The organism is Pseudomonas sp. B7 (assembly GCF_016735645.1).
Taxonomy (GTDB): Bacteria; Pseudomonadota; Gammaproteobacteria; order Pseudomonadales; family Pseudomonadaceae; genus Aquipseudomonas; species Aquipseudomonas glycinae.
Map to the genome: position 1 here is coordinate 1 of NZ_JAERRE010000005.1, position 23,756 is coordinate 23,756.

Annotated in this window: 22 protein-coding genes and 1 pseudogene; 18 read left to right on the forward strand and 5 right to left on the reverse strand. The window is 60.1% G+C overall.

Annotation, left to right across the window (positions count from 1 at the left end):
- The 15 genes and pseudogenes from JKA62_RS12980 to JKA62_RS13050 all read left to right on the forward strand — a co-directional run.
- A pseudogene (locus JKA62_RS12980) lies at positions 1-554 on the forward strand (type VI secretion system tip protein VgrG); the annotation flags it as partial.
- On the forward strand, positions 551-5,272 hold the full coding sequence (locus JKA62_RS12985) for an RHS repeat-associated core domain-containing protein (protein ID WP_201818077.1): 4,722 nt from the start codon (positions 551-553) through the stop codon (positions 5,270-5,272). The pseudogene JKA62_RS12980 and the gene JKA62_RS12985, both read left to right, overlap by 4 nt.
- An 8-nt stretch (positions 5,273-5,280) precedes the next feature.
- Positions 5,281-5,721 carry a hypothetical protein gene (locus tag JKA62_RS12990; RefSeq protein ID WP_011333756.1) on the forward strand — a complete coding sequence of 147 codons (441 nt, stop codon included), beginning with the start codon at positions 5,281-5,283 and terminating at the stop codon, positions 5,719-5,721.
- A gap of 86 nt (positions 5,722-5,807) precedes the next feature.
- The gene (locus JKA62_RS12995) at positions 5,808-6,071 is read left to right on the forward strand and encodes a PAAR domain-containing protein (RefSeq protein ID WP_011333757.1); all 264 of its coding nucleotides are present in this window, start codon (positions 5,808-5,810) and stop codon (positions 6,069-6,071) included.
- Positions 6,072-6,201: 130 nt separating this feature from the next.
- A complete protein-coding gene (locus tag JKA62_RS13000) occupies positions 6,202-6,597 on the forward strand; it encodes a hypothetical protein (RefSeq protein WP_201818079.1) in 396 nt (131 codons plus the stop codon).
- A gap of 250 nt (positions 6,598-6,847) precedes the next feature.
- Positions 6,848-7,900 carry an isopenicillin N synthase family dioxygenase gene (locus tag JKA62_RS13005; protein WP_201818081.1) on the forward strand — a complete coding sequence of 351 codons (1,053 nt, stop codon included), beginning with the start codon at positions 6,848-6,850 and terminating at the stop codon, positions 7,898-7,900.
- A 27-nt stretch (positions 7,901-7,927) separates the two neighbouring features.
- A complete protein-coding gene (locus JKA62_RS13010) occupies positions 7,928-8,737 on the forward strand; it encodes a MetQ/NlpA family ABC transporter substrate-binding protein (protein WP_201818083.1) in 810 nt (269 codons plus the stop codon).
- Entirely contained in the window at positions 8,734-9,534 is an 801-nt protein-coding gene (locus JKA62_RS13015) for a methionine ABC transporter ATP-binding protein (protein ID WP_201818085.1), read from the forward strand. The genes JKA62_RS13010 and JKA62_RS13015 overlap by 4 nt, the downstream gene beginning before the upstream one ends.
- The gene (locus JKA62_RS13020; protein ID WP_007955507.1) at positions 9,531-10,202 is read left to right on the forward strand and encodes a methionine ABC transporter permease; all 672 of its coding nucleotides are present in this window, start codon (positions 9,531-9,533) and stop codon (positions 10,200-10,202) included. The genes JKA62_RS13015 and JKA62_RS13020 overlap by 4 nt, the downstream gene beginning before the upstream one ends.
- A gap of 8 nt (positions 10,203-10,210) precedes the next feature.
- The gene (locus JKA62_RS13025) at positions 10,211-11,767 is read left to right on the forward strand and encodes a sugar ABC transporter ATP-binding protein (RefSeq protein WP_201818088.1); all 1,557 of its coding nucleotides are present in this window, start codon (positions 10,211-10,213) and stop codon (positions 11,765-11,767) included.
- Positions 11,760-12,785, forward strand: coding sequence for an ABC transporter permease (locus JKA62_RS13030; RefSeq protein ID WP_201818092.1), 1,026 nt, complete (start codon positions 11,760-11,762; stop codon positions 12,783-12,785). Before JKA62_RS13025 ends, JKA62_RS13030 begins: the two co-directional genes overlap by 8 nt.
- Before the next feature lie 31 nt (positions 12,786-12,816).
- The gene (locus tag JKA62_RS13035) at positions 12,817-13,872 is read left to right on the forward strand and encodes a substrate-binding domain-containing protein (RefSeq protein WP_007955504.1); all 1,056 of its coding nucleotides are present in this window, start codon (positions 12,817-12,819) and stop codon (positions 13,870-13,872) included.
- A gap of 9 nt (positions 13,873-13,881) precedes the next feature.
- The gene (locus tag JKA62_RS13040) at positions 13,882-14,547 is read left to right on the forward strand and encodes a sulfite oxidase-like oxidoreductase (RefSeq protein ID WP_011333765.1); all 666 of its coding nucleotides are present in this window, start codon (positions 13,882-13,884) and stop codon (positions 14,545-14,547) included.
- Positions 14,548-14,932: 385 nt separating this feature from the next.
- A complete protein-coding gene (locus JKA62_RS13045) occupies positions 14,933-17,320 on the forward strand; it encodes a TonB-dependent receptor plug domain-containing protein (RefSeq protein ID WP_064381954.1) in 2,388 nt (795 codons plus the stop codon).
- A gap of 42 nt (positions 17,321-17,362) precedes the next feature.
- Positions 17,363-18,748: an APC family permease gene (locus tag JKA62_RS13050; RefSeq protein ID WP_201818095.1), complete on the forward strand. Its 1,386-nt coding sequence runs from the start codon at positions 17,363-17,365 to the stop codon at positions 18,746-18,748.
- Here the strand turns inward: JKA62_RS13050 and JKA62_RS13055 are convergent.
- Positions 18,724-19,185: a DUF3574 domain-containing protein gene (locus tag JKA62_RS13055; protein ID WP_201818098.1), complete on the reverse strand. Its 462-nt coding sequence runs from the start codon at positions 19,183-19,185 to the stop codon at positions 18,724-18,726. The genes JKA62_RS13050 and JKA62_RS13055 overlap by 25 nt on opposite strands.
- A gap of 390 nt (positions 19,186-19,575) precedes the next feature.
- Between JKA62_RS13055 and JKA62_RS28925 the strand changes: the two genes are divergently transcribed.
- On the forward strand, positions 19,576-20,085 hold the full coding sequence (locus JKA62_RS28925; RefSeq protein WP_007955499.1) for a hypothetical protein: 510 nt from the start codon (positions 19,576-19,578) through the stop codon (positions 20,083-20,085).
- 65 nt (positions 20,086-20,150) lie between these two features.
- Here the strand turns inward: JKA62_RS28925 and JKA62_RS13065 are convergent, their stop codons facing one another.
- From JKA62_RS13065 to JKA62_RS13080, 4 genes are all read right to left on the reverse strand, one after another.
- The gene (locus JKA62_RS13065; RefSeq protein WP_201818391.1) at positions 20,151-20,741 is read right to left on the reverse strand and encodes a helix-turn-helix domain-containing protein; all 591 of its coding nucleotides are present in this window, start codon (positions 20,739-20,741) and stop codon (positions 20,151-20,153) included.
- 53 nt (positions 20,742-20,794) lie between these two features.
- Positions 20,795-20,956 (reverse strand): hypothetical protein, encoded by a 162-nt coding sequence (locus JKA62_RS13070; RefSeq protein WP_170928274.1) that lies wholly within the window; start codon positions 20,954-20,956, stop codon positions 20,795-20,797.
- Between the two features lie 147 nt (positions 20,957-21,103).
- Positions 21,104-22,135, reverse strand: a complete 1,032-nt coding sequence (gene ahr, locus JKA62_RS13075) for an NADPH-dependent aldehyde reductase Ahr (protein ID WP_039773073.1) — start codon at positions 22,133-22,135, stop codon at positions 21,104-21,106.
- Positions 22,136-22,186: 51 nt separating this feature from the next.
- Complete coding sequence (locus JKA62_RS13080) at positions 22,187-22,432, reverse strand: hypothetical protein (RefSeq protein ID WP_085655376.1); 246 nt, start codon at positions 22,430-22,432, stop codon at positions 22,187-22,189.
- A gap of 163 nt (positions 22,433-22,595) precedes the next feature.
- Here JKA62_RS13080 and JKA62_RS13085 point away from each other — a divergent pair, with 163 nt between their 5' ends.
- Both JKA62_RS13085 and JKA62_RS13090 read left to right on the forward strand, forming a co-directional pair.
- Positions 22,596-23,243, forward strand: coding sequence for a hypothetical protein (locus JKA62_RS13085; protein ID WP_064381948.1), 648 nt, complete (start codon positions 22,596-22,598; stop codon positions 23,241-23,243).
- A gap of 86 nt (positions 23,244-23,329) precedes the next feature.
- Entirely contained in the window at positions 23,330-23,671 is a 342-nt protein-coding gene (locus JKA62_RS13090) for a hypothetical protein (RefSeq protein ID WP_115077529.1), read from the forward strand.
- The last annotated feature ends 85 nt before the right edge of the window (positions 23,672-23,756 follow it).

Sequence of the window (23,756 nt, forward strand, 5' to 3'; positions counted from 1 at the left end):
ACCAGTACGCCGGTCGCCAGGGCATCAAGGACGGCGATTACGAAGTCATCGATGCCTTGGGCAAAAGCATCAAGGGCAAGCTCGACGCGAAGGGCTTCGCCAGCGTCGCCGGCGCCGCACCGGGGCCGGCGCGGGTGCTGTTCGGCAAGGATCCGGCGGATACCTGGAGCGAAGGCAGCTATATCGGCAAACCGGAATGGCCGTTGAATCCGCCGGGCGCGGAAGACATTCCGAGCCAGGTGCAGGCGATGGTGGCGCAGGTGCTGCCAAGCAAGAACTGGGACATGTTGGAGAAGGGCAAGGACATGGCGAAAACAGGGATGGGCGCCGTGCAGACCGCGCAAGGTGCGATGCAAACGGCGCAGCAGGTGAAAGGTGTGGTGCAGGGCGGGGTGGCCGGGCTGCCGAAACTGGCGAGTGCGGCGATGCCGAGTGCGTCCGGGATTCTCGGGGCGGCGAGCAAGGCGGGCAAGTTGCCGAGCCTGCCGGCGCCGACGCTTCCAAAACCTTCTTTGAAAACTCCGGAATTGCTGGCGGGTGAGGTGCTGTCATGACAACTGGGGGCGGTGGTGCGAAACAGCGTGAGCCGCAAGTCGCGGTGGTACCCCTCAACACGATCGATATTCAGGATGTCGGACGCGGCGCTGCCAAATTCGATGCCTGGTTGCAGTCCATCAGCGGCGGTGTCGTCACACTCGATCGGGTCAAGAACGTCGCGGGTGCTCTTCCTGTCGTGGGCAACATCATGGCGTTGGTTGATGCCCTCGGAGACATCGTCACCCTGGCCAAAAGCAAACAGCGTCAAGTGCTGGATTGGGTCAGCCTGGGTATCAACCTGATTGGTGTATTGCCTGCGCCACCGACCATGGCTTCTGCGCGCATGACACTACGCCCGACCCTGGGGCTGGTGCGTCAGGAACTGCGTAACAGCGCCAAGATGCTGCTGGGGGACTCTCTGATTGAAGTGTTGATCGGGCATCTGAACGCGACCATCGTCGGCACCATCGATGACTTCGTCAAACAGGCACAACCCAAACTGGCGGGCATTCTCGACGACGCTGGAAAACTGGGTCAAAGCGCGGTGAACGAGATCGCCAAGGGCCTGGAAAAGGTGGTCAACGGCAAGCTCGATGCGAAGGGAGACCTCAATGCGGCCGGTTCGAAAATCACGGCGGCGCGCGGTCAGTTGTTGCATGACCCCAAGGCGGCTATCAGCAACATTTTCGGTGCCGCTTTCAGTGCCTACAAGGCTGCAGGCAAAGGCGTTGCCAACAGTGCCGCCAAGAACTTGCTGCCGGAGAAAGCCAAGGCTCTGGTACTGAGCAACACATCGATGCTTCGCACGCTGGGGGTGGAGCTGCAATCCCAGATGAAAAAGCTTGGTGACCCGGGCGTTCAGCATTCCATCGGCTGGCTGTTGCAGATGTTGGCGGGCTCTGTAGTAACTTGGCGCAAACGTCGCTCTCATGGTCAGGCCGCCAGTGTCAAACCGGGGGCCACGAGCAAGGCAGAACAACGCGCCGGCAAAGGCCAACTGGAGTTGCAGCAAAGCCAGGCTCGAGCCCGTTCTGATGCCAGTGATTGCAAGAATCGCGTCCCGACAGGCACGAAAAGAAACATCAGCTTTGCACGCGGCACGGAAACCATCACCCACACGGATTTCCGTTTGCCGGGCCCGTTTCCCGTCGTCTGGAACCGTACTTATTACTCGAATCTGGAGGCCTACGACAAAGGCAGCCTGGGTGCTCGCTGGATCAACGAGTTCACCACTTGTTTCGATTATGTGGATGACGGGTTGGTCTTTCATGCGGCCGATGGCCGAAGTCATGAGTTTGCGTTGCCCAAAGTCGGCGAAGCCCATCATGACCCGATTGAAAACCTGACTCTGATTCGCTCAGGTGAAAATCAATTGCTGCTGTGCCGCGGCGTCGAGCGAAAGGAGACCTACGTGCGTCGTGGGGCACGCTTTCTGCTCGCCGGCATCGAGCTGCGCAGCGGTGCTGGAATCATGCTGCACTATGAGCACATGCATGGTGATGAGCCGGTGCTCTCTGACCTGCTCACCTATCAGGGGGACGTTACAAAGGTTCATCTACAACTCGGAACACTGATCGATGACCACGGACGTCTGACAGGTTTGTGGGAGATCGCCGATGGCATTCCTCAGCGCCAACTGTGTGCCTATCACTATGATGCGTTGGGCGATCTGGTTCAGGCACGGGATGAAAACGGTTATGCCTGGAATTATGAATTTCGCAGCCATCTGATCACGCGATACACCGACCGGACCGGGCGGGGCATGAATTTGCAATGGCAGGGGGACGGCTCCGATGCCAAAGCGATTCGTGAATGGGCGGATGATGGAAGCTTCGATACTCGACTTGAGTGGGACGAAAACATTCGTCTGACCTACGTCACTGACGCTCACGGCAATGAGACCTGGCACTACTACGACATTCTTGGCTACACGTACCGTATCCGTCATCCGGATGAGCGTTCGGAGTGGTTGTTCCGCGATGAGGCCAAAAATGTCGTGCGACATGTCCACACCGATGGAAGCGTTGATCGGTTCAGCTACGACGAGCGTGGCAATCTTCTCGAACACATCCGTGCCGATAACACCGTAATGCATTACGCATACGATGATCTGGACCAACTGATCAAGGTTAGTGATGCAGAGGGCGGACAGTGGACCAGAGCTTATGACGACAGCGGCAATCTTGTGGAAGCTGTCGATCCTCTGGGTAACAAGACGGAGTACACCTACACATCTGCCGGTTATCCGGAGACCGTCAAGGATGCTAACGGAGCAGAGAAGAAATTCGAATACAACGATGCCGGTCAGTTGACCGGGTACACCGATTGTTCCGGCAAAACCAGTACCTGGGAGTACAACGGCCTGGGTCAGTTGATTTGCTTTACCGATGCGGCAGGGCAAAGCACCGAGTATGAGTATGTGGCAGGTCAACTGGTGTTGATCAGGCATCCGGACAAGTCTGAGGAGCGTTTCAGTCGCGATGCCGAAGGGCGACTGTTGGCCCATGTCGACGGCCTGAACCGCTGCACCACCTGGAACTACAGCGCCGCCGGCCTTATCGCCGAGCGAGTGGATGCGGCTGAGCAAACGTTGCGCTATCGCTGGGACCGTCTCGGTCGTTTGACCGCTTTGGAGAACGAAAATGAGCGTAGCGCCCATTTTCACTACGATCCGATGGGGCGGTTATTGGAGGAAACAGGTTTCGACGGCCATATTACGCGCTACCAGTACGACACTGAATCAGGTCGTTTGAGCAGCAAGCTTGATGGCGAGCGGCGAGTGGCTTTCCAATTCGACCTGATGGGCCGTCTGATAGAGCGCCGTGCGAGTCTGGGCGAACAGGTACAAAGTGAAACATTTGCCTACGATGGCAACGGCAATATGACACTGGCTGAAAATGATCACAGTCGCTTGCAGTGGTTCCACGATCCGGCGGGCAACCTGCTGCGTGAACATCAGCATTATCTGAGTCTGGAGCAGCCTCGGATCGCAGTCTGGCAACATGAATACGATGCCCTGAATCAGCGAGTAGCGACTGTGCGTCCGGATGGCCAAAGAGTCAGTTGGATGACCTACGGCAGCGGGCACTTGCTGGGATTGAAAGTGGATGACCACGAGTTGCTGGCCTGGGAGCGTGATGATCTGCATCGCGAAATCGCCCGTCATCAGGGCAACCATTTATTGCAGACGCAGAAGTGGGACCCGGCTGGGCAGTTGCAGGAGCAATTGTTGGGTCGTAGCGATGACAAGCGCACGTTGCTCAAGCGTGAATATCAATATGATCCTGCGGGCCAACTGATCCTTCTCAACGACACGCGACGCGGGCCGCTGACGTATCAGTACGATCCGGTGGGGCGCCTGATCAAGGCGGCGAGTCGACAGGGTGTGGAAACTTTCGCCTTTGATCCTGCCGGTAACTTGCTTGATGAGCCGGTTGAACAGATGCGCCGACCTCTGGATCAGGACCCGATGCGTAGCAAGCGGGTGGACAACCTGCTGCGCGAGTACTCGGGTACCCACTATGAATACGATGATCGAGGCAATCTGATACAGCGTTGGCACAACGGCAGTATCGCCAGAATGCGCTGGGATTTGTTCGACCGTTTGGTTCACTTTGATGATGCCCGACTGGAAGTCGAGTATGCCTACGATGTATTGGGACGCCGTCTTTACAAGAACTCGACTGCGCATTTCAAGCGACGGCCTGAAGCCGGATCACAGTGGAACGACAATGAGTTTGTCCGCAAGCAGCGAGAGTCGGGTTGTGGTTTCACATTGTATGGCTGGGACGGCGATACGCTGGCCTGGGAGAGCAGTCCGGCTCTGCTGGATGGTGATCCCGGACGCACGGTGCATTACATCTATGAGCCGGGTACTTACATTCCGGTTGCGCAAGCTTTGCGACACCAGCCAATCATTCTGATGGGGCAGCCTGACTTCAGCGGCGAGTATCAATTGGAGGACGACCCGCTGTGGAACCACGTACCTGTGGCACTGCCAATCGACGTGTTGAGTTGGTATCAATGCGACCGAATGGGGACGCCTCTGGAGTTGACCGACCAGAATGGCGAAATAGCCTGGAGCGCTCAGTACAAGGCATGGGGGAGCGTGTCTGAGCAGCGTTCGCCAATGGCGCAGCAACAGGGTATTGGCAACCCGATTCGCCTCCAGGGGCAATATCACGATCATGAAACGGGGCTGCATTACAATCGTTATCGTTATTACGATCCGTTGATTGGACGCTTCATCAGCAAAGATCCCATCGGTTATGACGGTGGGCTGAACCTCTTTGTATATGCGCCGAGTCCACTGGGCTGGATTGACCCGCTAGGCTTGGCAAGATGTCCGTGTGCCGATCTGAAGAAAGGCAACCCTGAAGGAACCGGGCCATTCAGAGGTGGATCTTACGGAGGCACCACGGCCTCGGGGATCGAGTCGCATCACATGCCGGCAGACAGCACCAGTCCGATTAAGAGAAGCCAGGGGCCAGCAATACAAATGGAGCCCTATGACCATAGCCAAACAATGAGTCACGGCCACCAGGGTAATCCCGGAAAAGCCTATCGAGCTCAGGTTCAGTCAAAAATCGAAGTGGGAGACATGAGAGGTGCAATGGCGATGGAGATCAGAGATGTGCGCCGTGTAGCCACTCAGGTCGGACAACCCAGAAAGTACAATGAAGCAATGCAAGAAATGCTGGCGTATGCCAAGTGCCGTAAATTTCTGGATAAGTGAGAGAAACCATGAATGATCAAGCGTTCAAAATGTGGCGAGATAAACTGGTTTCATTGGATCGCTACGAGAACCCGGAAGATGCTCGTGAGTTCTCGGCGCTCGTGAGCAGTGTCCGCGACGAACTCGATGCAAAAACCATTGATGTACTACTGTCGACCTTTTGCGATGAAGACGACTACGGTGTGCAAGAGCGCGTGGTGGGTGTTCTTGATCATGCTGAAGCGGGCGTTTTTGCTGAAAGGCTTGCGGTGAACTTCTCAACGTTGCAAAGACAGGCAAGTGGCAAGGAATGGCCTCTTATTCTGATCGGTCGTGTCGTGAACTCGGACAACGCAGAGAAGATCAAGGCGATTGTCGCGGCTGCGAAGAAGTCCCCGGATCTTGACGCCTTTATTCGAAGTGATGAGTTCCTGGATGAGTATCCCGAGATCGATAGCTACTTCCCCTGATACGACTCAAGGCCCGCCGTTTTCACGTTTGATGGATTCCACGGCGCCATTTGGCATGCCAGAAGTCAGGTCAAAGGAGAGACAACATGAAAGACGCAATCCGCCTCGGCGACTCCACCACCCACGGTGGCAAAGTCCTCGAAGCCTTCTCCCGGACCGATCTCAACGGCAAGCCGATTGCCGGGGTCGGTCACAAGGTCAGTTGCCCGTTGTGCAAAGGGATTTTTCCGATTGCCGAGGGCAGCAGCACCTACACCGTCGATGGCACACCCATTGCGCTGGACGGTATGAAAACAGCCTGTGGGGCGGCGCTGATTGCCAGCGGGCCCAAAGGGGCCGTTGTCAGCTAAATCGATATTTGTAATTGCCGTCTCCATGACGCGGCCTTTTCGGCGCGTTATTTGAACAAGACATGCTTCACCCAAAACATGCTTCACCTCAAAAAGAGCTCAAAACGCTCCAACATTTAAAGGAATAAATATGAAGACCGCTTCTTTGATTCTCGCCATGGCAGCCGCGTTTGGCACCAGCACGCTTGCCTACGCCGAAGGGCAAGACGCCGCCACTTTGAAAGGGATATACGACAACGGTCGCAACATGTCAGGCCTGATCAAAAGCTGCGTCGACAAGGGGTTTCTGAAAGCGGACAGCACCGAGAACGCCAACAAGATGGCCGCATTCGTGGGCAACATGCCTGGCGATTTCGACAAGCGTGACGGCGACAAGAACGAACAGTCTGGCCGTAAAGGCGAAGTGTTCACGGATGGGGAATACAAGAGTCTGGAAAGCAACCTGCCGCCGAACCTCACCCTCAAACAATGGTGCGAACAGGCGGATCAGGGAATGCGCGAAGGGTTGAAGCGCGTCGGTCTGTAGCCGTCAGCTGATTCAGGGCCGACGGTAACGGCAAGCCGATTGCCGTGGTCGGTCCTGAGGTCAGTCGAGCCGCTCGATAGACCGAACTAAGCTAATGCAAAAAAGATATTTGTTCGGTGTTTTTAATATCGTTTAGTTTTGTTTCATAGACGAATCAAAAGCATCAAACCGATAGACCTCCCGATTGCCATGACGGCACACGCTGAATCGATCACGGACTCTTCAGGTTTGATTCACACGGGAGTGAATCATGCCGCACACCTCAGACATCACCGCGTTACCCATCCTCGACCTCTCCCTGCTCGACGGTACACCGTCGCAACGCCAGGCCTTTCTCGATGACTTGCGCCACGCCGCCCGCGATGTGGGTTTTTTCTACCTGACCGGCCATGGCATCGACGCCGGCCTGCTCGAGCAAGTGCAGGACTACGCACGCCAGTTCTTCGCCTTGCCTGACAGCGAGAAAACCGCCGTCGGCATGATCAATTCACCGCACTTTCGCGGCTACAACCGCGCCGCTTCCGAGATCACCCGTGGCCAGCCCGATCAGCGTGAGCAATTCGATCTGGGCGCCGAGCGCGACGTCTTGCCGTTGAACGCTGACAGTCCGTTATGGGCGCGGCTGCAAGGGCCGAATCAATGGCCCGGAGCGTTGCCGCAACTCAAGCCGCTGTTGCTCGACTGGCAGCAGGCGATGACCCAAATGTCGCTGCGCCTGCTGCGCGCATTCGCTCAGGCGCTGTCCTTGCCGGAAGACGCTTTCGACCGGTTGTACGGCGACAAACCCAACGAACACATCAAGCTGATGCGCTATCCGGGGCAAGCCTCGACCGCGAGCAATCAGGGCGTCGGCGCGCACAAGGATTCGGGTTTTCTCAGCTTCCTGCTGCAAGACCAGCAGGCCGGTCTGCAAGTGGAGATCGAAGAGGGGCGCTGGATCGATGCGCTGCCTCGGGACAATACGCTGGTGGTGAACATCGGCGAGCTGCTGGAGCTGGCCACCAACGGTTACCTGCGTGCCACGGTACATCGGGTGGTGTCGCCGCCGGTGGGCAGCGAGCGATTGTCCATCGCGTTTTTCCTCGGCGCGCAACTGGATGCGGTAGTGCCGCTGTACCCCTTGCCGACGGCGCTGTTGCGTGAGGCGCGTGGCCCGGCGAGTGATCCGCTCAATCCGCTGTTTCGCGATGTCGGCTGGAATTACCTGAAGGGCCGACTGCGCTCCCATCCCGATGTCGCGCAGCGTTTTTATGCCGATGCGTCGAATACCAGCACACCGCTGCGCAAGACCGCCAACGCCTGATCCATCACTCGCAGAAGGACTCTTTCCATGTTGAAAAAAGCAGGCTTGACCCTGGCCGTCCTCGGCGCGCTGGTGACTTCGTTCAGTGCCCAGGCGCTCGAACCATTGCGCGTTGCAGCGGACCCGGTGCCACACGCGCAGATCCTGGCGTACATCCAGAAACTCGATCCGCAGCTCAACCTCAAGGTGATCGAAATCCCGCAGGGCGTGAACTCCAACGAACTTTTAGTGCACGGCGATGTGGACGCCAACTACTTCCAGCATCTGCCGTACCTGCAATCCCAGGAAAAGGCCCTTGGCGAAAAACTCGCGGTGGCCGCCACGGTGCACATCGAACCGCTGGGCATCTATTCCCATCGCCACAAAACCTTCGCCCAGGTGCCAGACAAAGGTACGGTCGCCGTGCCGAACAACGTCACCAACCTGAGCCGTGCGCTGTACCTGTTGCAGGACAACGGCCTGATCAAACTCAAGCCTGGCTTCAATGACCCGGCGGCCGATCAGGCGACGCCCAAGGACATCGCCGAAAACCCGAAACAGCTGAAGATCCTCGAAATCGAATCGCCGCAACTGCCCCGTGCGCTGGATGACGTGGACCTGGCGGTGATCAACGGCAACTACGCGCTGGAAGCCGGGCTGGTGCCGGCCAAGGATGCGCTGGGGCTGGAGAAGGCCGAGCACAACCCGTACGCCAACATTCTGGTGACCACGCCGAAACTGAAAAATGATCCGCGCATTCAGCAACTGGCCAAGGACCTGACCTCGCCGCAAGTCGCCAAATACATCGCCGAGAACTTCAAGGGTTCGGTGATCCCGGTGGCGGATGCCAAGCCATGATCGTCGTCGAGCAGTTGAGCAAGACCTATCCGTCAGCGTCGATCCCGGCGCTGGATCAGGTGTCGTTGAGCATTCCCGATGGCGCGATCTACGGGATTCTCGGGCGCAGCGGCGCGGGTAAATCAACGTTGCTGCGTTGCCTCAATCTGCTCGAACGCCCGGATGCCGGGCGGATTCTGCTGGACGGCGAAGACCTCACGGCGCTGTCCGACCGTGAGTTGCGCCGCCAGCGTCAGCGCATCGGCATGATCTTTCAGGGCTTCAACCTGCTGCATTCGCGCAACGTGTTCGACAACGTCGCGGTGCCGCTGGAAATCGCCAAGGTTGCCAAGCTACAGCGCCATGAACGGGTTCGGGAACTGCTGGATCTGGTGGGGCTGGGCGACAAGGCTGAAGCCTTTCCATCGCAACTGTCCGGCGGGCAGAAGCAGCGGGTCGGGATCGCCCGGGCCTTGGCGGCGCGGCCGGCGTATCTGCTGTCGGACGAAGCCACCAGCGCCCTCGACCCGGAAACCACCGCGTCGATTCTGGAACTGTTGCGCGACATCAACCGCCAGCTCGGTTTGACCATCGTGCTGATCACCCACGAACTGGACGTGGTCAAGTCGATCTGCGATCACGCCGCGTCCATGGCCAATGGAAAACTGGTGGAGGCGGGACCGGTGGCCCGATTGCTCGCCGATCCGCAGTCCGCCCTCGGTGCTTCACTGCGCCCCAGTTGCGGCTTGCCGCTGGGGCATGACGCGCCCGGCCTGAGTTTTCTGCGGCAATACGGCGTACGGGCGGCCCACTCATGAACCGCGTGATCGACTGGAATGAAATCCTGCAACTGGTGCTCAACGCCACCGGCGAAACCCTGTACATGGTGCTGCTCGCCGGGCTGTTCACCTTGCTGATCGGTTTGCCGCTGGGGGTGTTGCTGTTCATCAGTCGGCGTCAGGGCCTGTACCCGTTGCCGAGGCTCAATCAAGCCTTGGGCGCGATCATCAATCTGGGGCGTTCGCTGCCGTTCGTGGTGATGCTGATTGCCCTGATCCCGCTGACCCGGCTGGTGGTCGGCACCACCCTGGGCAGCACCGCCGCCGTGGTGCCGATCACCATCGGCGCCTTTCCGTTTTTTGCGCGGATCGTCGAGAACGCTTTGGACGAAGTCGAAAAGGGCCGGATCGAAGCGATCCTCGCCATGGGCGGTGACATCCGCCATGTGATTTTCAAAGTGTTGTTGCCCGAAGCGCTGCCGGCCTTGCTGGCGGGCATCACCCTGACGCTGGTGATGCTGATCGGCTTTTCTTCCATGGCCGGGGTCATCGGTGGCGGCGGACTCGGCGATCTGGCGATCCGCTACGGCTATCAACGGTTCAACAATGAAGTGATGGTCGCCACCGTCGTGGTGTTGGTCATCCTCGTCCAGGGTGTGCAAAGCCTGGGCGATCGACTGGTGCGTTCGCTGGCTCATCGACGTTAAGGAATTTTATGGGTGCGCCTGTCGCTGTGGTCTCCGAGCCACTGATTCGTGTACGTGAACTGAGCAAGACCTTTGGCTCGAACCGGGCGCTGGACCGGGTCAGCCTGGATATTTTTCCCGCCGAAGTGGTGGCGCTGCTCGGCGCCAACGGTGCGGGCAAATCGACGCTGGTGAAGATCCTCGCCGGCAGCCAGACCCACGATGGCGGCGAGATCCGGATCGATGGCCAGCACCGGCATTTCAGTTCGCCGCTGTCGGCCCGCCGTTTCGGTATTGTCGCGGTTCATCAGCAGATTAACGAAGGCATCGCGCCCGGATTGAGCGTGGCGGAAAACCTGCTGCTCGATGAACTGTGCCGCCCCGACGCCGACTTCTGGCTCAATCGCAAACGCCTGCTGGAACGCGCCGCGAGCATCGCCGCCGGGCTCGGTCTGGTGCTGCCGCTGGAGCAACCGATCGAGCACCTCGGCCAGGCCGAGCGGCAACTGGTGGTGCTGGCTCGCGCCTTCGCCCCGCAACCGCGCCTGCTGATTCTCGACGAGCCGACAGCGGCCCTGTCGGACGCCGAAGCGCAGCGCCTGTTCGGGCTGATCGACACCTTGCGCAGCCGTGGTGTGGCGATTCTGTACATCTCCCATCGCCTGTCCGATCTGCAACGAGTGGCCGACCGCGCCGTGGTGTTGCGAGACGGGCAACTGGCCGGTGAGTTCAGTGCCCGGCAATTGCCCGAGGCACTGGAAGCGATGCTTGGTCAGGCGCTGGAAGCCCACGTCTACACACCGCGAGCGGCGGGGCGCGAAGTACTGAAACTGCGGGACGTGAAAATCCTGCCGCGCACTCAGGCTTTTGATCTGTCCCTGCACGAAAACGAAGTGGTGGTGCTGACCGGCTTGCTCGGCGCTGGCAAAAGCGAGATCGCCGAAGTGCTGTTCGGGCTGTGCAAACCGGTGTCCGGCTCTCTGCAGCTGGACGGCATCGACTGGCAACCGGGCTCGCCCCGCCAGGCAATCCAGAATGGCGTGTTCTTCGCCGCCGAAGATCGCGCGAGCCAATCGCTGGTGGCGGACTTTTCATTGCGCCGAACTCTGACCTTGCCGTTCCTCGAACGCTTCACCCGTGGCGGTTTCATCCGCAACCGCGCCGAAGCGGCGGCGGTGGAGGCGCAAGTCGCAGCGCTGGGAATCAAGACCGCCGGCATCGATGTGCCGATGAGTGCATTGTCCGGCGGCAATCAGCAGAAAGTCGTGCTCGGTCGCTGGCTGCTCGGCGAGGGCCGGGTGCTGATCCTCGACGAGCCGTTTCAGGGCGTCGATGTGCGTGCCCGGCGCGAGATCGGCCAGTTGCTGCGCGACAGCGCCGCTGGCCGCGCCACGCTGGTGATCTGCTCGGACGTCGATGAAGCGCTGGAGATCGCCGACCGCATTCTGCTGGTGCGCGATCACGCGGTGGTGGCCGAGTACCCGCGTGCCGGGCTGGATCGCGCCACCCTGGTCGCCGCGCTGGCCGGCAGCGATCCGCAAAATTCTATTGTTCACGCCGCGCCAAGGAGTAGAGCGAGTGCCTGATTCGAGTTCCCTGTTGTCATCCGCCCCGGCGCCGACCGAGCGCTTCGTGCAAGCGCTGATCCGCTACGGCCTGCTGTGGGTGCTGGCGTTGATCGTGGTGTTTTTCAGTGTGGCAGAACCGGCGTTTCTGCGCGTTGGCAACCTGTTCAGCATCCTGCAGTCGGTGTCGATTGTTGCACTGCTGGCGTTGGGCGTGACGCTGACCATGGCTGTCGGCGGACTGGATCTGTCGATCGGCGCGGTGGCGGCGATGAGCCTGATGATAGCCAGTTACGTGATGGTGGTGCTCGGCTGGGGCGCGGTGCCGGCGGTGCTGATCAGCCTGGCCGGTGGCGCGCTGGTGGGGCTGCTCAACGGCTGGCTGATCGTGAAGATGCGCGTGCCGGACATTCTCGCCACGCTCGGCAGCATGTTTCTGGTGATCGGCGTGCAACTGATCCCCACGGGCGGCCGCTCGATTGCGGTGGGCATGACCCTGCCCAATGGCGACGAAGCCGAAGGATCGTTCAGTGCGCTGTTTCTGGCACTGGGTCGTGGACGGCTGTGGGACATCGTGCCGGTTCCGGTGTTGATCACGGCGGTGGTCGCGGTGGCGGTGTGGTTGTTTCTCGAACGCACGCGCATCGGCCGGTTGTTCTATGCGATTGGCGGCAACGAGCAGGCGGCGCGTCTGGCCGGTGCGCCGGTGCAGCGCTTCAAGTTGCTGGCTTATGTGCTGTCGGCGCTGCTCGCATCGCTCGGCGGTTTGTTGTTGGCGGCGCGGTTGGGGCGCGGCGATGTCAGCTCCGGCAACGGTTTGGTGCTCGATGCGCTGGGCGCTGCGCTGATCGGTTTCGCGGTGCTCGGGGCGAAGAAGCCCAACGCGTTCGGCACGCTGGTCGGCGCGCTGCTGGTGGCCTCGTTGCTCAACGGCCTGACCATGCTCAACGCGCCGTATTACGCGCAGGATTTCGTCAAGGGACTGGTGCTGGTGCTGGCCCTGATGTTCACCTTCGGCCTCGCGCATCGGGCGCGCTGAGCCGGTTCATTGATGCTTCAAGGAAAGATCCATGCACGGTTCAATCAAGCAGTTCGCACGTCATTGCCTCGCCGGGGCGCTGCTCTCGGCGCTGGCCCTCAATGCGCAGGCCAAGGCCCTGCCCGGCGCACCGGCGCCGTTCGATAAAGGTCAGGTACAGATTGCGCTGGTCGGCTATCTGTTTTCCGGGGATTTCCCTGAAGCCTATCTGCGCGGCGTGGAGAAACAGACCGAAGCGCTGGGCGCCAACCTGCGGGTGTTCGACGCGCGGCAACAGGCGGCGAGCCAGGGCGAGATGATCGATCAGGCTGCCGACCTCGGTGTCGACGGGATCATCGTGCAATTGGGTCTCGCGGAAACCCTCAAAGGGCCAATTGATCGTGCCCTCGCCAAAGGCATCAAGGTCGTCGCGTTCGACGTCGACCTGAACACGCCGCAAGTGACTCAGGTCGAGCAGGATCACCATGCACTGGCGCGGCTGGCACTCGATCAAGCGGTCAAGGACAACGGCACCCGTTTCGATGCCGGTTACGTCTACATCAGTGGTTTCACGCCGATGGAGCGCCGCGACGAGATCTGGAGCCAGGTCAAGGCGAGCAATCCGGGGATCATCGAGAAGGCGCGCTTCGGCACGCTCAATCCGCCGATTGCCAACTCGGTGGCGGATCAGGCCAGCGCCGTGCTGCGGGCCAATCCGGGGATCAGCGTGATTTTCGCGCCGTTCGACGAGTTCGCCAAAGGTGCGAAGATCGCCGTCGATGAGGCCGGTCTCAGCCGCAAGGTGAAGATCTACAGCGCCGACATTTCCACCGCCGACATCCAGATCATGAAAGAGCCGGACAGCGCCTGGGCCGCCACCGCTGCGGTCAATCCGCAAGTGGCCGGCGCGATCAGCGTGCGCAGCCTGGCGATGCTGATCGCCGGGGAAAATCCGGGGCACAAGGTGCTGGTGCCGCCGACCCTGATCACCCGTCAGCAACTGCTGGATCTGGACGTGAAAAACGTACGGGATCTGGGGCAAAAACTGCCGGCCTTCGGTGACACCGCCAATGTCGCGCGGGCACCGTGGATTCCCGTGGCGAACTGAGGAACCGACATGCACGACAAGGCTGCGCGTCTGCGCAAGAGCCGTTCGCCGACAGCCGATGTGGCGCTGGGCGAACGGCTGCCGCCGGGGCAGGTGCTGACGGAGCGTTTCCCGATCCTGCACGAGGGCGAGGTGCCGGCGTATGACCTGGCGACGTGGTCGCTGCGCCTGTTCGGCATTTTGGCCAACCCGGTCGAACTGACCTACGCCGATCTGCAAGCGCTGCCGCAACGCCAGTTGCAATGCGACATTCATTGCGTGACACGCTGGTCGAAGTTCGACACCCGCTGGAGCGGCGTGCACCTGCAAGACCTGTTGCAGGCCCTGGACATCCGGCCGACATCGTCCTTCGTCATGGCCCACGCCGATCACGATTACCAGACCAACCTGCGCCTGGATGACCTGTTGCATCCGGACAGCCTGCTGGCCACCCATTACGACGGTCAGCCGCTGACCGCGCAGCATGGCTGGCCGCTGCGGCTGGTGGTGGCGGGGCGGTACTTCTGGAAGAGCGCGAAATGGCTGCGCGGGCTCGAATTCACCGATCAGGAACAACCGGGCTTCTGGGAGCGCAACGGCTTTCACTTGCACGCCGATCCGTTCATTGAACAGCGTTTCAGCGGCGATACGCTGGACATTGCCGAAGATGCCTGGCGGGAAAAGGACTTCGACTGACGGCATCTAACTTCGCACCGAAAAAAACACAGATTAATAACGCTCTCTACAACATGGAGTGCGTTTTGGTGCGTGCTTAGTTGTTGGTTAGTTGGGTGTTCATGTTGTTGCGCAAACACAAGTGTTGCTCAGGCAACACTCCATTCGTCGGGCATAACCTAAGCGTTATTGGTTCTTTTGCGGCAGGCAACCGCTCGTCTAGCATCGGTAAACAGGGGGTTCTACTAACTTTGGGGTTCTTGCGCTCTAACAGCCGATAGTTGCTCAACACAGTTGGCTGCCTTTCTGAATATCAAAACTACAGCAGAAATTGCCGTGCACTGATTGCCGAGACTTCATGATTCGGCAGCGGCCGGTTATTAACTGCGATTCAAGGAGCTGTCGCATGATTCACCGTTCGCGTTCATTACTCGCCATCGCTGTTGTCAGTGCAATCTGGCAACTTCCTGCGCAAGCCGAAGAGACTTCCGCGCGCGTCGACGATGACACACGGCTGGGCACCGTGCTGGTCACCGGCACCCGGGGCACCGCACGCACGGTGCTGGATTCGCCGGTGCCGGTGGATGTGCTGACCGCCGAGGACCTGAAGACCGCCGGCGCCAGTGGCGGCGAGCTGGGCCAGGCGTTGCAGACGCTGTTGCCGTCGTTCAGTTTTCCGCGCCAGTCCAACTCCGGCGGCGCCGACCACGTGCGCGCCGCGCAGCTTCGCGGCATGAGCCCGGATCAGGTGCTGGTGCTGGTCAACGGCAAGCGCCGCCACACCTCGGCCGTGGTCAACGACTCGTCGAAAATCGGTCGCGGCACGGCGCCGGTGGACTTCAACTCGATCCCGATCAGCGCGATCAAACGCATCGAAGTGCTGCGCGACGGCGCGGGTGCACAGTACGGCTCCGACGCGATTGCCGGGGTGATCAACATCATCCTCGACGACGCCCCCGAAGGCGGCGAAGTCTCCACCAGCTACGGCGCCTACCACACCCACCAGGACGCCATCGGCAAAACCACCACCGACGGCCAGAACAGCGTGACCACCGCCAAGATCGGCACGCGGCTGGGTGAGGAGGGCGGGTTCATTCGCGGCGGTACCGAGTACAAGGATCGCAACCCGACCAACCGTGCCGGCTACGACGGTTTTGCCGACACCCCGGGCCAGCGCAACTACGTGATGGGCGACGGCGTGGCGCGGGACGTCAACGCCTGGTTCAACGGCGAATTGCCGCTGGCCGGCGGCAAGGCCTACAGCTTCGGCACCTACAACGAACGCCACACCACCGGCGCCGAGTTCTACCGCTACCCGTCCGAGCAGCCGCAGTTCTACCCCAACGGCTATCTGCCGCAATCGCTGGGCGACAACACCGACATCTCCGCCACCGCCGGCTACAAAGGCCTGATCGGCGACGACTGGGATTTCGACAGCAGCGTCACCCACGGTCGCAACCGCTTCGAATCGGCAACCCGTCGCACCCTCAACGTCAGCCTCGGCGCGGACTCGCCGACCCGCTTCGACACTGGCGACTATGAGTTGCGCCAGACCACCACCAACCTGGATTTCAGCCGCGAATTGCGCCTCGGTGGCCGCTCGTTCGTGCTGGCGGTGGGCGGTGAATATCGCTACGAAAACTACCTGACCTTTGCCGGGGACGAGGCTTCCTATATTGGTTCCGGGGCCGATGGCGCCAACGGCCTGCGCCCGAGTGAGGAGTCGGATCTGGATCGCAACGTGTTCGGCACCTACGCCGAATTGTCCGGTGATCTCACCGACCGTTTCTTCGTCGATGCCGCCACGCGCTGGGAACATTACGACGATGCGGGCAGCAAACTCACCGGCAAGCTTAGCGGTCGCTACAAGTTGACCGATCAATGGGCGTTGCGCGGTGCGGTGTCGAACAACTTCCGCGCGCCGTCGCTGGCCCAGAGCGGCTTCCAGAACACCACCAGCAACTTCGGCGACGGCGGCACGCTCACCGATATCCGCGTGCTGTCGGTCAACGATCCGATTGCCCGTGCCCTGGGCGCGGAAAAACTCGATCCGGAAACCTCGAAGAACTTCAGCCTCGGCCTGACGTTCCAGTTGAACGAACGCTTCGATGCGTCGCTCGACGTGTTCCGTATCGACGTCAAAGACCGCATCACCCTGTCGCAGCGAATCGGCAGCGACGCGCTGGAAAGCTACATCAATGACAACTTCGGCGTGCCGGGCGTGCACGACGTCAACTTCTTCACCAACGCTGCCGACACCAGCACCGACGGTGCCGAACTGGTGCTCAACTACCATCAGCCGTTCTACGACGGGCAACTGGGCCTGACCACCGCGTACACCTACAACCACACCAAGGTCACCAGCACCAAGGGCACGCCGTCGCAACTGACCGCCTTAGGGATCGGCAATGACGCGCTGGTCGGCGTCGAGGAACGCAACACCCTGACCGACGCCGCGCCCAAGGATCGCTTCGTGTTTTCCGCCAACTGGACCAGCGAACACTGGGGCCTGCTCGGGCGTCTGACCCGCCAGGGCGAAACTACTCGGGTGTTCGATTTCGGCGACTCGCAGCCTGAGCAAACCTACGGCGCGGTGTGGCAACTGGACGCCGAGGTGACCTACAAATTCACCCCGAAATTCAGCATCGCCCTGGGTGGCAACAACCTGACCGACAACTACCCGGAACGCTCCGGCTCGGCCATCAACTACGGCGGCAACCTGCCGTACGACGTGCTGTCGCCGATCGGCACCAACGGCGCGTATTACTACGCCACCGCGACTTACGGCTTCTGAGTCTTTTCCGCCATGGATGGCGGATCATCAGCGGGAACCTTCATGACTCAAACCAATGGCCCCAAGCGGCACCTGCCGGTGTTCCAGGCATTGCTGATCACGCTGGGCATGGTCATCACCACCGATATTCTCAAAACCGCGCCGACCGTTGCCTTGAACGTCGGGCCGGAACATTTCTATTGTGTCTGGGTGCTCGGCGCACTGGCGTCGATGGCCGGGGCCTTGTGCTTTGCCGAGATGGCCACCGCCTTCCCGCATCCGGGCGGTGACTATCATTTCCTGCGCACCGCTTACGGCGAGCGCATGGGTTTCCTGTTTGCCTGGTCGCGATTCTCGGTGATGCACACCGGGTGGATCGCGTTGTCGGCGTTCATGTTTGCCGACTACTTCAATGCTGTCGTGCCGTTGGGGCATTACGGGTCGGGGCTGTTTGCCGGCGCGATCATTGTCGCGTTGGTGCTGCTGAATCTGACGGGCAAGCACATTGGTTTCATGACGCAGACGGTATTGGTCGGGCTGCTTGCTCTCGGGTTCCTGAGTATTGCCAGCGCCGGGGTCTGGCTGGCGTGGCAAGGGATCGAACCGACGCTGCCCAGTGATCCGGTGGTGCCCGAACACACGGGCGCGGCGGAATTTTCAGCGGCGATGATCTTCGTATTTCTGGCCTTCGGCGGCTGGAGCGATGCAGCGACATTGTCCGCCGAAGTGCGCGATGGTCGACGCGGGATCTTCATCGCCATGCTCGGTGCGCTGACGGTGCTGATGGCGATCTATCTGGCGCTGAACTGGGCGTTCGTCCAAGGGCTGGGATTCGAAGGCCTGGCGGCGAGCAACGCGCCGGCGGTGGAATTGTTGAACCGCGCCTTCGGTGCTCCCGGCGTGTTGTTGATTCTGTTGATGATTGGCATCGCGGCCATCGCCACTATCAACTCAACCTTGCTGGTCGGCGCCCGCACCACCTACGCCGCCGCCCGCGATGTGCCGCAACTGCGCCGCTTCGGTGAGTGGGATGAGCGCGATGGCGTCCCGCGCAAGGCGTTGTTGGCGGAGGGGGCGGTGGCGTTGTTGCTGGTGTTGTTTGGCAGTTTTACCCAGAGCGGTTTCAACACCATGGTTGAGTATCTGACGCCGGTGTACTGGCTGTTTCTGAGTTTGAGCAGTCTCGCGTTGATCATTCTGCGCAGGCGCTTTCCTGAGGTGCCCCGGCCGGTGAGGGTGCCGCTTTATCCGGTTTTGCCGCTGTTGTTCTTCGGGCTGTGCGTGTACATGCTGTATTCCAGTGTGACAGTGGTGGGGTTGGGGGCGTTTCTGGGGATTGGGGTTTTGATGGTGGGGGCGTTGTTGCTGGCCGGGTTGAGCCGCCTGGTGTCGACACCTCGGCAGGCTCTGCAAAAGACCTCGGATCAGAAGGACACCGCCGCCGGCTGAGACAACCGCAGCACAGACAAATCCCCCGTAATCCGTTTGTAAGCCAAACGAATCGACTCAATGTCACTCTCACGTTTCGCGGTGCTTTCGTGCAGGATCACAATCACCTTGGTCGCCAGTCGCTCGGGCACTTTCGCGTCGTGGTCCTTCCACTGCCCATACGCATCGAACACGCTGAACCCGTCCGGGAACCGCGTCGTCACTTCCTGATCGAGAAACTCGCGCCAGCGCGCCGGGCTCACCACACCTTCCTTGCCTTCCAGCGGCCCCACCGAGAAATACAACTCGGTGCGCACCCACTGCGCCTGCGCTGGCCGCGTGACATCGCCTTGCAGGGTCGAACTGACGGGATCCTTGGTATGCACGGACACCGGAGGAGGGCTGGCACACCCGGCGACCGCCAGGAACAGTGCTGCCAGTAGTAAACGTTGCGGCATGGAACTTCCTTATTGTTAAGAACTGTCCCGAATTATAGAGGGGGCGGTTAATAGCAATAAAAGATTAAAAAGTGGATCGTCGCTGAACTAATGGAATAAGCAAATACAATGAAAATAATGCCCGCTGGTTAGAACGATTATTTCTTTAAGTTATTTGCTTGGTGTTTGATCGCATATCCATGGCATTTAAAAACCTGTTCCCGCATTTGCCGGATCTGTCATTGCGTCTACTCTGCTGCTGCAACGGTTCAAGTCGCACGGAACGCTGCACTTGAAGCGCTTGAACAGCAGTTTTTGCTGCTCGATGGACAGCTTGTTGCGGATTTTCCAATCCTTAGAATCGGCTCCATCAACTTCTCATCCAGTTCTTAATCCTCAGGGAGCTACACCATGATGAACGCCATGCAGATGCAAATGCCGATGAACGCCAACATGCCGATGATGCCGATGACGGGCATGCCGATGATGATGGCGACCATGAGCTGCGACATGATGGACGACGGCATGATGTGCAAGATGATGCCGGCCGCTGGCATGGACATGGCCATGTTCAAGAACAGCGCTGAAATGATGCAGATGATGATGGACTGCGGCATGCCGATGATGATGCATTGCGGCAACATGAGCATGATGTGCATGTCCCCGGCGGCCATGGCCATGCCGATGATGAACATGATGATGCCGATGCCGATGATGGGCATGCCGATGCCATCGATGAAGTGCGTGATGGAATGCACCATGATGGCCGACTGCATGATGTGCAAAATCATGCCGATGCCGGGCATGAACATGGACATGATGAAAAACTGCTGCGCCCTGATGATGAAGATGATGAACGACTGCAGCATGCCGATGATGATGAGCTGCAACGGCATGCCGATGATGTGCTGCACCTGCTGATTTTCGCCAGCGCATGAAAAAGCCCGACCGGGAAATTCCCGGTCGGGCTTTTTGTTGTCTGTTTTTCAGTCCAGGCGTTCGGGGTAAGTGACCACCAGATACGCCACCGCTTCACTGTCGGCGGGGTTGCGGTAACGATGGGGCTGGTCGGCGTAAAACAGAATCGAGTCGCCCGTCGATAGCAGATAGCGCTCGTCGTTGACGCTGATCTCCAGCACGCCCTGAGCCACCACCAGATTTTCCTGCACGCCGGGGCCGTGGCCTTCGGATTGATCTTCGCCCAAGGGGCTCAGACGCAGTTCGTAGAATTCCGATTGGCGCGCCACGTCAAATGGAAACAAGGCGCGACTGACAAACGCGCCGCTGGCACTCACCAGTCGCTTGCTCTTGCTCGCCGACAACACGGCCACGCCTTCAAACGCGCGATGTTCCAGAAACGCTGCCACCGACACCTTCAAACCCTTGGCGATTTTGCACAGCACCTTGATCGACGGCACGCTGCGCCCGGATTCGATCTGCGCCAGCATCGCCCGGCTCACGCCGCACTGGCGGGCGAGGGCATCGAGCGACAGATGCCGCTTGCCGCGCAGACGTTGCAGGTTCTGCGCGACGCGTTCACAGATCGGGTCTTCTTCCAGGGATTCGAGGTTGTTCAGGTCCAGCACAGGTTCATCGGCGCTCGCCAGAAAGCGCGAGGGTTCACGCGCGTTCACGCTTGACGCGTCTCGCTGGAACGCGCGGCCTGCACCCACTGCCAAGCCTGATAACCGGCATTGCGCGCATACATTTCCCACATCAGCCGGGCCTGTTGCTGGGCGTGGCGGCGTTTGCGGTAGACGGCGAAGTCGATCAGGTTGTCAGTCGGTTTCATGGCGCACTTCACTGTGTTCAATGACGGGATGAGGTGAGAGTACGCCGAGATTTTTATAACGATAAATACTGTTTTTTTATTTATTAATGCAATCAGCTTCTATGTGAGGCAAGTGACACGCCGACGGCAGTCGGCGCGCCAAATCCTTCATTTGCTGGCGTTCAACACAATCCGGTACCGCGCCTTGCCGCTGCGCAAATGGTCGACGGCTTCATTGACCTTGCTCATCGGAAACTCCTCGACCTGCGGCAGGATCTGATGCCGCGCGCAGAATTCCAGCATGGTCGCTGCCGTGGCGGGCGAGCCGACCGGGGAGGCTGACAGGGATTTCTGTTGCGGGATCAGGTTGAACACGTGCACCGGAATCGCGTCGGGCACGATGCCGACGAAGTGCAGCCGGCCCTTGCCGCGCAGGGTGGCGAGCATGGCCGTCCAGTCGAGGTTGGCGTTGGCGGTGATCAGCAGAAAGTCGAGGGTGCCGGCAATCGCTTTCAGCGCTTCGCTGTCGGTGGAGGCGACGACCTTGTGGGCGCCGAGGCGTTTGGCTTCGTCCTGTTTGCTCAGGGAAGAGGTGAAGGCCGTGACGTCGCAACCCCAGGCATTGAGAAACCGCAGCGCCAGGTGACCGAGGCCGCCGATACCCACCACGCCGACCCGGTCGGTCGGCTTGATGTCGAATTCCACCAACGGATTGAAGACCGTGGAACCGGCGCAGAACAGCGGGCCAGCGAGGGCCGGGTCGAGATTGTCCGGGAGTTTCAGCGCCCAGGCCCAGTGGGTGCGCAGTCGATCAGCGAAACCACCATGGCTGCCGATGATCGTCGGTTTTGCGGTGGCGCAAAGATGGTGGGAGCCGCCAATGCAGGACGAGCAATGCATGCAGCTGCCCTTGTACCAGCCGATCCCCACGCGCTGACCGACTTCCAGACCACGTACCTGCGGGCCTGTGCGCACGATGCGGCCGACCACTTCATGGCCGGGAATGAACGGGTATTGGCTGATGCCCCAGTCGTTGTCGATCAGCGACTGGTCGGAGTGACAGACGCCGCAGTACTCCACGGCGACTTCGACCTCTTCATCTCCCAGCGGGCCGGGGTCGTAACTGAAGCGCTCCAGCGGTGCGCCGGCCGAAGTGGCGGCCCAGCCGGTGAATGTCGTGGGTTCGGTGTTATTGCTCATGGGACACCTCCAGGTCTGGCGCTGCGGGCGCAGCCTGAAGAGTCTAGCGTGTCATCGAGCGGGCGCTAGCCAGGTGTTCAGCACGCGCCGGTCGAGCTCTTCCCAATCCGCCATGCCCAGCACTCGGGTGGTATTGAGGCCGCGCAGATAACCGCGCAACTGATTGGCCACGGCCCGCACCGACTCTGAATCGTTCGCTGACTGGCCCAGCACGGTTTCGTATTCGACCAGGTATTCGGCCACCCGGTCGCGGAATTCGGGCAGGACGGCATCGCGGATCAGATCAAAGGTTCGCACGGGTAATCCTCATCTGTTTTCGTTGTGATTGAGTGTGCAGCAGTCTGCACGCCGCGCAACTATTGGTTCAAGTAATAGTGACCATCAAGAAACGCAAGTTCTGCTTTGGCGCCGATGGGCGGAAAATCACCTCCATCGAACACGCTGCTGAAGGAATTGCGCGATGAAGACTTTGACCCGACTGGCTGTAGTCGCCCTGCTGATGGGCGGGGTGGCCGCCACCGTGGCCCCGGCTTACGCAGACGATGCCAACTCGTGCCATTTTCTGCCCGTCGCCGCCAGCAGCGCCGCGCTGCAGCACTCGCAAACCGTCGGTGTGCTGTACAGCGAAAACACCCTGGACAACCTGCAATACCTCGAGCGTTACCACGATGTGGCGGTGAACGGTGCCAAGGACGCGCTCGATGCGCGGATCCGTGACGCCTTCGTCGACAGCTCCGATCCGGAGCTGGCCATCGACTGGCTGATGAGTTCGCTGCAACAGCAGTTTCTCTCGGTGACCGTCTACGACAGCCTCGATGCACTGGTGCAGGCTCATCCGGACGTAGTGGTGATGCTCGACACCCACAACCGTCTGCTGACCCAACGCAACAGCCAGGTCGAAGCGCGTTTCGCCGCACGCTTCTACGACGCCAACCTGCAATACATCGGCAAGGCCGAAGGCGCGGTGGAGAAGCAACTGCCGTCGGTGTGGGTACACAACAAGGCAGCGCCCGAAATCGCTGCCGGAATTGAACAGCAGCGCGACCTGCAACTCAGTGCCTTGAAGCAGTTCGATGACTCGCTCAAAGCCCTGGTGAGTGCAGGCTGAACACCTGAAGCAAAAACGGCAACGGCAGTGCCCGTGACACTGAACGTTGCCGAAGAACCGAACCTTTTATTTTCAGGATTTTACCCATGCGTGCCTTTTTTATCCCTGCCATGGCGTCTGCCACTTTGCTGCTGACCGCTTGCGCCTCTGCGCCGAACGATCCGACGCTGACCCTGCAGACGCACAAGACGCCTGCCCAGTACGCCGAATGCGTGGTGCCCAAGCTGCAGGGCAGCGCGCTGAACCCGACCGTGTCACAGACCCAGCGCAGCTACCGGATCGTGGTACCGAGCAAGGTGGCGGCGGACAACGTGCTGGAAGCCTACAAGGCACAGGACGGCGGCAAGGTGTTTTTGTATGAGCGCCACTTGCTGGCTTCGAGTTTCATGCCGTCGAGTTTTGAACGGGCTGCCCAGGAGTGCCTGTAACGCCTGACGGTTAACGCTTTTTGACGATGCTCCTTTGGTTGGCCGCAACCAACCAATTCCTTTGCCCCGCACCTTGCGGGGCTTT

Bases quoted from the DNA above. Each gene is read 5' to 3' on its own strand.
- JKA62_RS13055 (WP_201818098.1), bottom strand. From the start codon at position 19,185: ATGCCGCAACGTTTACTACTGGCAGCACTGTTCCTGGCGGTCGCCGGG.
- JKA62_RS13025 (WP_201818088.1), top strand. From the start codon at position 10,211: ATGGGTGCGCCTGTCGCTGTGGTCTCCGAGCCACTGATTCGTGTACGT.
- JKA62_RS13045 (WP_064381954.1), top strand. From the start codon at position 14,933: ATGATTCACCGTTCGCGTTCATTACTCGCCATCGCTGTTGTCAGTGCA.
- JKA62_RS13000 (WP_201818079.1), top strand. From the start codon at position 6,202: ATGAAGACCGCTTCTTTGATTCTCGCCATGGCAGCCGCGTTTGGCACC.
- JKA62_RS13070 (WP_170928274.1), bottom strand. From the start codon at position 20,956: ATGAAACCGACTGACAACCTGATCGACTTCGCCGTCTACCGCAAACGC.
- JKA62_RS12985 (WP_201818077.1), top strand. From the start codon at position 551: ATGACAACTGGGGGCGGTGGTGCGAAACAGCGTGAGCCGCAAGTCGCG.
- JKA62_RS12990 (WP_011333756.1), top strand. From the start codon at position 5,281: ATGAATGATCAAGCGTTCAAAATGTGGCGAGATAAACTGGTTTCATTG.
- JKA62_RS13090 (WP_115077529.1), top strand. From the start codon at position 23,330: ATGCGTGCCTTTTTTATCCCTGCCATGGCGTCTGCCACTTTGCTGCTG.
- JKA62_RS13050 (WP_201818095.1), top strand. From the start codon at position 17,363: ATGACTCAAACCAATGGCCCCAAGCGGCACCTGCCGGTGTTCCAGGCA.
- JKA62_RS28925 (WP_007955499.1), top strand. From the start codon at position 19,576: ATGATGAACGCCATGCAGATGCAAATGCCGATGAACGCCAACATGCCG.
- ahr (WP_039773073.1), bottom strand. From the start codon at position 22,135: ATGAGCAATAACACCGAACCCACGACATTCACCGGCTGGGCCGCCACT.
- JKA62_RS12995 (WP_011333757.1), top strand. From the start codon at position 5,808: ATGAAAGACGCAATCCGCCTCGGCGACTCCACCACCCACGGTGGCAAA.
- JKA62_RS13035 (WP_007955504.1), top strand. From the start codon at position 12,817: ATGCACGGTTCAATCAAGCAGTTCGCACGTCATTGCCTCGCCGGGGCG.
- JKA62_RS13015 (WP_201818085.1), top strand. From the start codon at position 8,734: ATGATCGTCGTCGAGCAGTTGAGCAAGACCTATCCGTCAGCGTCGATC.
- JKA62_RS13010 (WP_201818083.1), top strand. From the start codon at position 7,928: ATGTTGAAAAAAGCAGGCTTGACCCTGGCCGTCCTCGGCGCGCTGGTG.
- JKA62_RS13020 (WP_007955507.1), top strand. From the start codon at position 9,531: ATGAACCGCGTGATCGACTGGAATGAAATCCTGCAACTGGTGCTCAAC.
- JKA62_RS13040 (WP_011333765.1), top strand. From the start codon at position 13,882: ATGCACGACAAGGCTGCGCGTCTGCGCAAGAGCCGTTCGCCGACAGCC.
- JKA62_RS13005 (WP_201818081.1), top strand. From the start codon at position 6,848: ATGCCGCACACCTCAGACATCACCGCGTTACCCATCCTCGACCTCTCC.
- JKA62_RS13085 (WP_064381948.1), top strand. From the start codon at position 22,596: ATGAAGACTTTGACCCGACTGGCTGTAGTCGCCCTGCTGATGGGCGGG.